This is a genomic window from Burkholderia sp. SRS-25 (assembly GCF_004343765.1).
Lineage (GTDB): Bacteria > Pseudomonadota > Gammaproteobacteria > Burkholderiales > Burkholderiaceae > Burkholderia > Burkholderia contaminans.
The window spans coordinates 333,485-339,884 of record NZ_PTXM01000009.1; the positions used below are offsets into that span (position 1 = coordinate 333,485).

A 6,400-nucleotide genomic window follows, 5' to 3' on the forward strand; every position below is an offset into this window, starting at 1 on the left:
CGTCGATCAGTCCGCTCAACAGCCGATGCAGACCGCGCCGTCGCGTCGTTGCGCCGTATCGTCGGTGACGACCGATGCGAGCCGCGGATCGGGCCGAAACACGGTGATGCCCTTGAGCCGGTCGCGCCACGCCGCGAAGAACAGCGCGTCGACCTGCGCGAGCGAACACTGGCTGTCCATCGTCACGGTCTTCGAGATGCCGGCGTCGACGCAGGGCTGAAGCACCGCAAGCATCGCGACGTGATCGATCGGTGCGATCTCGCCCGCGGTGGCGAAGTAGTCCGGCAGCGCGACGCCGTCGCCATGCAGTGCGCGAAACAGCCGGTACGCATGGTTCTGCACCCGGAACGCGCGCACCTGGCCGTCTGCCGTGCGAACCATCCTGCGCTGGGTCCAGCCGACGGCCGGTTCGATGCCGTTCGAGCAGTTGTCGCAGAACGCGAGACTCACGCTGCCGGCAGGCGCGAACGACAACAGATGGCTGTTGCGCAGCCCGTGCCGTTGGATCGCGTGATGCACCTTCAGCGGCAGCCGCATGCGGTAGGCGGGGCCGGTCAGGTAAGCGGCCGGATCGTAGGCGGGAAACGCACCGCGCTCGGCGGCCAGCGCGGCCGATGCGGCAAACGCATGCTCGCGCATCGTCAGCGCGATGCAGCGCGCACATGCGCGCGCCTCGACGCTGTCGTAGCGCAGCCGCAGCATCGTCAGCGCGTCGCCCAGGCCCGTCACGCCCACACCGATGCGCCGTGTCCGATGCGCTTCACGTGCATGCGCGGCGAGCGGCCACGCGGTGAGGTCGAGCACATCGTCGAGCAGGCGGACCTGGACGTGCACCGCGTCGGCGAGCGCCGCGAAATCGAAGCGCGGCTCGCCGTCGATGCCGAACGGATGGTGCACGAACCGCGACAGGTCGACCGGCCCCAACACGCAGCTGCCGTAGGGCGGCAGCGGCTGCTCGCCGCACGGGTTCGTCGCGTCGATCCGTTCGTGCTCGCGCAGCGGATTCGCGTCGCGGATCGTGTCGAGGAACAGCAGCCCCGGTTCGGCACTGTCGCGTGCGGCGTTGACGATCGCCTGCCACACCTTGCGGGCGGGAACCGTCGCATGAAGGTAGCGCCCGTCCGGCCGCCGGGGCGACGCGATGGCGGCTGCGTGGCGCGGTGCGTGATGGACGAGCGCCCAGGGCAGGTCATGCGCGACTGCTTCCATGAACGCGTCCGTGATGCCGACCGACAGGTTGAAGGTCGGCCAGCGCGCCCGCCCGTGCTTGGCCGTGACGAACGCGAGGAGGTCCGGATGATCGCAGCGCAGCACGCCCATCTGCGCGCCGCGGCGCGGGCCAGTGAACGGCAGCGCGCCGCACATCGCATCGAATCGGTCGATCGCCGCGCATACGCCGCGCTCGGGCGACAGGCGGCGTTCGTACGCGCCGGCGGGCGGCACCGGCGAGAAGTCGTAGCCGATTCCGCCGCCCATCAGCAGCGTGAGCCACGCGTCGTCGAGCGCCTGCGCGAGCGCTGCATCGACGCCTTGCAGCGGCGTGTCCTCCGGAACCGCGAGCGGGTGGACGAAGCAGTTGACCATCGTGCCGCCCGTCGTCGCGCCGGCATTCGCCATGATGCGGCCAGCGCCGATCGCGCCGCGCTGCAGGTTCAGGAAGAACGTGCGCTCGGCCCGGGCGCGCTGCGCGGGCGGCTCGGCGAGCGACAGTGCACGGGCGACACGCTGGAAGACGGCCGCGCGCGACGTTTCGCCGGGCTGCGCATAGCGTTCGACGAACACGGTGGTGCAAAGCGGCTGCTCGTCCATGGCGGGGCTCGGCGACGACGGATGACCTAATGTAAGGGCCTGCCCGCCCGCGTCGTTGATCGAGCGCAATCCGGTGCTGTTGCGGCATCGCTTGACGGTCGTCAATGCCGCGGGAAGGCGCGCACGTAAGGTGGTGCCAGGACCGGCCGGCGCCGGTGGCCGGCATCAGGCATCAGGCGTCAGGCACCCGCCGCGGCCGCACGCGCGCGGCGTGCAAGCCCGCGCTTTGCGCCTTTTACCGACTACGCGCCATGACCGAGATCGTTACCGTCACGTTGAATCCGGCCGTCGATGTCTCGACGTCGGTCGAGCACATCGTCGATACGCACAAGCTGCGCTGCGCGCGGCCACGGCGGGACCCCGGCGGCGGCGGGATCAACGTCGCGCGGACCGTTCACCGGCTCGGCGGCGACTGCGTCGCGCTGTACCTGGCGGGCGGGCCGACCGGCGATGTGCTGACGCTGCTGCTCGACGCCGAACACGTGCCGGCTGTGCGCATGCGGATCGCCGGCGAGACGCGCGAGAACGTCTGCGTGACCGAAACGGCGACGGGGCGCGAGTACCGGTTCCTGATGCCGGGGCCGTCGGTCACGGCGGCCGAGTGGCGCGATTGCGCGGCGCGCATCGCGGCCCTGCAGCCTGCGCCGCGCTATCTGGTGCTGAGCGGCAGCTTGCCGCCGGGCGCACCCGACGACCTGTACGCGACGCTCGCGCGGACGGCCGCCGCCAACGGCACCCGCGTGGTCGTCGATGCAGCGGGCCCGGCGCTGCGCGCGGCCCTCGACGCCGGGGTGCATCTCGTGAAACCCAGCCTCGACGAACTGAGTGCGCTGGCCGGCGAACCGCTCGACGAAGCGTCGGCATGCGACAAGGCGGCCGAACTCGTCGCGCAAGGGCGGGCGGACATCGTTGCATTGACACTCGGTGCGCGCGGCGCGTGGGTCGTCACGCGCGAGCGCGCGCTGCGCCTGCCGGGCAGGCCCGCGACGGTGTGCAGCACGGTGGGTGCCGGCGACAGCTTCGTCGGCGGGATGGTCTGGGCGCTCGCACGCGGCGCGCCGTTCGACGATGCATGCCGCTATGCGCTGGCGGCATCGGCGGCTTCGGTCGAGCATCCCGGCACCGCGCTGTGCACGCGCGCCGACGTCGAGCGGATTCATGCGGAACTGGTTGCGCAGGCAAGCGGCGCGGCCATTGCGCGTGGTACGGCATGAGCGTGCGCGCGATCGCCTGCCTGCTGCTGCTGTCGTGCTGGCCGCAGGCATCGTTCGCCGGCACCGGGGCGGGCGAGCCGGTGCCGCAGCGCGTGCTGATCCTCGTCTATCACCGGTTTGCCGCGCAACGCCTGGATTCGATGACGGTGCGCACCGGGACCTTCCTCGATCAACTGCATGCGATCGAGGCGAACGGCTACCGCATCGTGCCGCTCGCCGACATCGTGCGCTGGCGCGCGGGGCAGGCGAACGCGCTGCCGGCGCGGGCGGTCGCGATCACGGTGGACGATGGTCACCGCTCCGTCTACGACGTGCTGCGCCCGTTGCTGGCCGCGCATCCGGTACCGGTCACGCTGTTCATCTATCCATCGGCGATCTCGAACGCGAGCTACGCGATGACTTGGGATCAGCTGCGCGTGCTCGGGCAATCCGGCGGATACGATATCGAATCGCATACCTACTGGCATCCGAATTTCCGCACCGAGCACGCACGGCGGTCTGAGGAGGACTACCAACGATTCGTGTCGTTCCAGTTGAGCCATTCCCGTGAACGGCTCGAGTCGGAAACCGGTCGGCCGGTCCGGCTGCTGGCCTGGCCGTTCGGCGTCCATGATGCAACGACCGATCGGCTGGCCGTGCGCGAAGGCTATGTCGCGGCGTTCACGATCGACGCACGGCCCGTTCGGCCCGCGGATCCCGCCATGGCGCTGCCGCGCTACCTGATGACGGATGCGTGCGATACGCGCTGCATGAACGGATTGCTGCAAACCGCGCGGGAGCGACCGTGATCGAATGCCGGATCTCGGGTTCGCCACCGTCGTTCGCGGATGCCGTTTCCGTTCGGGTTCACGCCCGGCAGAACGTCATGGGGCCGCACAATGGCTGTGATCCTGCTGTGCGAGCCGCCGACAAGGGTATCGGGATCGGCACGCGGGTACGAGAAGGAGCCACCATGCCGTGGGATGACGAACGCTATCCGCCGTCGATGCGGAACCTGCCGCCGCCGGTGCGCGGCAAGGCGATCGAGATCGCCAACGCGTTGCTGCGACGAGGGCGTGCCGAGGGCAGCGCGATCCGTATCGCGATCGCGCAGGCGAAGCGCTGGGGGCGGGTGCATGCGGCATCCGCCGACGCTGTCGAGCGGCGTCGCTAGGCCCCGCACTGAACCGGGCAGGTGCCGGCGTCCGGCGTGCGTTCGAAGGCTGTCGCATGCAGCCGCGCGGCCAGCACGCAGGCAAGCAGCATGACGCCCACCGCGATGCCGTGAACCGGGTTGCGCAGGCACGACGCAACCTGATCGCTCCTTGCAACGCCGAACAGGCACCACAGGCAGAAGTGCTCGCAGTTGTTGGTGAGCAGCCGGTAGCGGCATTCGCCGAGGCGCGAGGCCGCGCGCCGTGCCACTTCCGTGCCGTCGTACAGGGGCCGCGTGTGCCGGACGATCGCGAGTTCGAAACCGGCGCAGAAGCCGTCGACGGAGACGATTTCAACCGGGCCGCCGCTCAGGCTGTGCGCCAGGCCCGCGTAATGGATCACGTTGCCGTCGCCGATATAGATCCCGTGATGCACGTAACCGTGGCGCCGTGTCACGAGGTGGGCGCCGACCGGAAGGTCGCGATCCGGCATGGCGTCGTCGGCTTGTGCTGCGGTCGGGTGAGTCATGGCCAGCTCCTGGATCTCGCGGCGGCCGGCTGGAAAACCGGCTTGCCGGCCGCGGAACACGTTGCGTCCTGTCACGTCTCCAGTATTGGCGGCGGACCGGGGCCCGACAATCAGCGCGGTCTGAGCTTGCTGTCCGATGTCGGGGCGTCGTGTCGGAAATTTCCGACGCGCCGTGCAATATCGGCTGACAGCCGGAACGGACAACGGCGCCGGCCTGCCGCCGCTTCAGGCCTTGTTGGCCCGCCGTACCGTCCGACCGACGGTCTCGCACCGTCGTGCCGCGCCGCTGGCCTGTCCGGTGTGCTTGACCTGCATCAACGGGAAATCGGCGTTCCGCGCGACGCTGGCTTCGTCAACGATGCGCATGCGTCACGTCGCGGCACGCCGGCCGTGACGCGCCCGAACGAACGAGCCGCATCGCCACCCGCGTGCCTGTACCGGGAGAATGAAATGCGGACTGGAATCGCCGGGTCGCTGCTGCTGTCGGCCTGTTTGCTGGCCGCTGCGTCGAACGCGCCGGCTCAAGCGCTGCCCGAGCCCGTTGAGCAGAACGGCGCCGTGTACATCACGGGCGGCATCGGGGCGGAGGAGGTCGCTGCGTTTCGTGCCGCCGCGCCGCGTTACAACCTGCGGATCATGTTCGCGACGAAGGGCGGGCATTACCTGTCGGATGTCGATGTGACGTTGACGTCCGGCAAGTCGACGGTCCTCGACGCACACACGGCCGGCCCGTTCCTGTTCGCACGCGTGCCGCCGGGGCGTTACACGGTGTCGGCGCGCGACCGGGGCGTCCAGGAAGTCCGGCACGTCGTCGTGCCGGCGCGCGGCGGTATCGATGTGCGGTTCTACTGGCAGAACCCGGAGCGCCGCGGCGTGATCCGGCTTTGCAGCGGTTGTCAGGGAACCGGTACGCGTGCACGGCCCTAGACGCACGCTTCGATCGATGCGGAGCGCGCGGTAGCGCGTGGCGTACCGTTGATCTGCCTCACGTCGCGTTGCGCCGGAGTCGCAACAATGTCCACGGGAATTCGCGTCGCGAGGTGTGCATTGGAGATTCGGGCAAACGTCGGTGGGACGCGCGCCGGGCGGCAGCCGCATGAGTCGTGGCGATGCGGGTGGCAGCCTGCGGCGCGGGTCGGCCGCGGGCTCGCGGGCATGCTGCTGGCACTTGCGTGTGTTGCCGGCCGGGCCGGCACTGTCGCAGTGACGGTCGTCGATGCCGGCAGCGGCCGACCGGTGGCGGGCGCGCTCGGGTATGCGTCGGGCAGCAGCCTGATCGCGTCGGCCGCCGGCACGTTTGCCGCGCCGTCGGGCGACGCGACGCTCAGCGTGACCGCCCCCGGCTATGCACGCGCGGAGGTCGCGCTCGCCGCCGGCGAGTCGGCGCGCACGGTGCGGCTCGTCCCGTTTCGTCCCAAGGCCGTCTACCTGTCGGCTTACGGTGTCGCGGACCGCACGCTGCGCGACGCGGCGCTCGCGCTGCCGGGCCGCACGGCGGTCAACGCGTTCGTGATCGACGTGAAGGGCGATCGCGGCATGACGCCGTATCGCAGCGCCGCGCGCGAAGCGATCGGCGCAGGCGGCGAGCCGGGGCCGCGCGTCGCGGACCTGCCGGCGCTGATCCGCGCATTCCATGCGCGCGGGCTGTACCTGATCGCGCGCCTCGTCGTATTCAAGGACGATCCGCTTGCGGCCGCGCATCCCGACTGGGCGGT

Annotated in this window: 8 protein-coding genes; 5 read left to right on the forward strand and 3 right to left on the reverse strand. The window is 70.3% G+C overall.

What is annotated here, in order from left to right:
- Positions 1-15 precede the first annotated feature (15 nt).
- Positions 16-1,809 carry an adenosylcobalamin-dependent ribonucleoside-diphosphate reductase gene (locus C5O79_RS15065; RefSeq protein WP_122478765.1) on the reverse strand — a complete coding sequence of 598 codons (1,794 nt, stop codon included), beginning with the start codon at positions 1,807-1,809 and terminating at the stop codon, positions 16-18.
- A 251-nt stretch (positions 1,810-2,060) separates the two neighbouring features.
- On the opposite strand from C5O79_RS15065, the gene C5O79_RS15070 reads away from it, so the two are divergent.
- The 3 genes from C5O79_RS15070 (at position 2,061) to C5O79_RS38930 (ending at position 4,176) form a co-directional block, all read left to right on the forward strand.
- Positions 2,061-3,023 carry a 1-phosphofructokinase family hexose kinase gene (locus C5O79_RS15070; RefSeq protein WP_131931426.1) on the forward strand — a complete coding sequence of 321 codons (963 nt, stop codon included), beginning with the start codon at positions 2,061-2,063 and terminating at the stop codon, positions 3,021-3,023.
- Positions 3,020-3,811, forward strand: coding sequence for a polysaccharide deacetylase family protein (locus C5O79_RS15075; RefSeq protein WP_047852862.1), 792 nt, complete (start codon positions 3,020-3,022; stop codon positions 3,809-3,811). Before C5O79_RS15070 ends, C5O79_RS15075 begins: the two co-directional genes overlap by 4 nt.
- 164 nt (positions 3,812-3,975) lie before the next feature.
- Positions 3,976-4,176: a hypothetical protein gene (locus C5O79_RS38930; RefSeq protein WP_039353373.1), complete on the forward strand. Its 201-nt coding sequence runs from the start codon at positions 3,976-3,978 to the stop codon at positions 4,174-4,176.
- On the opposite strand, the gene C5O79_RS15085 is transcribed toward C5O79_RS38930, so the two are convergent.
- Both C5O79_RS15085 and C5O79_RS38125 read right to left on the reverse strand, forming a co-directional pair.
- On the reverse strand, positions 4,173-4,685 hold the full coding sequence (locus tag C5O79_RS15085) for a lecithin retinol acyltransferase family protein (RefSeq protein WP_122478769.1): 513 nt from the start codon (positions 4,683-4,685) through the stop codon (positions 4,173-4,175). The two genes, C5O79_RS38930 and C5O79_RS15085, sit on opposite strands and share 4 nt — an antisense overlap.
- A 225-nt stretch (positions 4,686-4,910) precedes the next feature.
- On the reverse strand, positions 4,911-5,051 hold the full coding sequence (locus tag C5O79_RS38125; protein WP_163009086.1) for a hypothetical protein: 141 nt from the start codon (positions 5,049-5,051) through the stop codon (positions 4,911-4,913).
- 84 nt (positions 5,052-5,135) lie between these two features.
- Between C5O79_RS38125 and C5O79_RS15090 the strand changes: the two genes are divergently transcribed.
- Positions 5,136-5,612, forward strand: a complete 477-nt coding sequence (locus tag C5O79_RS15090; protein ID WP_046547314.1) for a hypothetical protein — start codon at positions 5,136-5,138, stop codon at positions 5,610-5,612.
- Between the two features lie 228 nt (positions 5,613-5,840).
- On the forward strand, positions 5,841-6,400 hold a 560-nt coding region (locus C5O79_RS15095; protein ID WP_276321116.1), incomplete at its 3' end, for a putative glycoside hydrolase.

Bases quoted from the DNA above. Each gene is read 5' to 3' on its own strand.
- C5O79_RS15065 (WP_122478765.1), bottom strand. From the start codon at position 1,809: ATGGACGAGCAGCCGCTTTGCACCACCGTGTTCGTCGAACGCTATGCG.
- C5O79_RS15070 (WP_131931426.1), top strand. From the start codon at position 2,061: ATGACCGAGATCGTTACCGTCACGTTGAATCCGGCCGTCGATGTCTCG.
- C5O79_RS15075 (WP_047852862.1), top strand. From the start codon at position 3,020: ATGAGCGTGCGCGCGATCGCCTGCCTGCTGCTGCTGTCGTGCTGGCCG.
- C5O79_RS38930 (WP_039353373.1), top strand. From the start codon at position 3,976: ATGCCGTGGGATGACGAACGCTATCCGCCGTCGATGCGGAACCTGCCG.
- C5O79_RS15085 (WP_122478769.1), bottom strand. From the start codon at position 4,685: ATGACTCACCCGACCGCAGCACAAGCCGACGACGCCATGCCGGATCGC.
- C5O79_RS38125 (WP_163009086.1), bottom strand. From the start codon at position 5,051: ATGCGCATCGTTGACGAAGCCAGCGTCGCGCGGAACGCCGATTTCCCG.
- C5O79_RS15090 (WP_046547314.1), top strand. From the start codon at position 5,136: ATGCGGACTGGAATCGCCGGGTCGCTGCTGCTGTCGGCCTGTTTGCTG.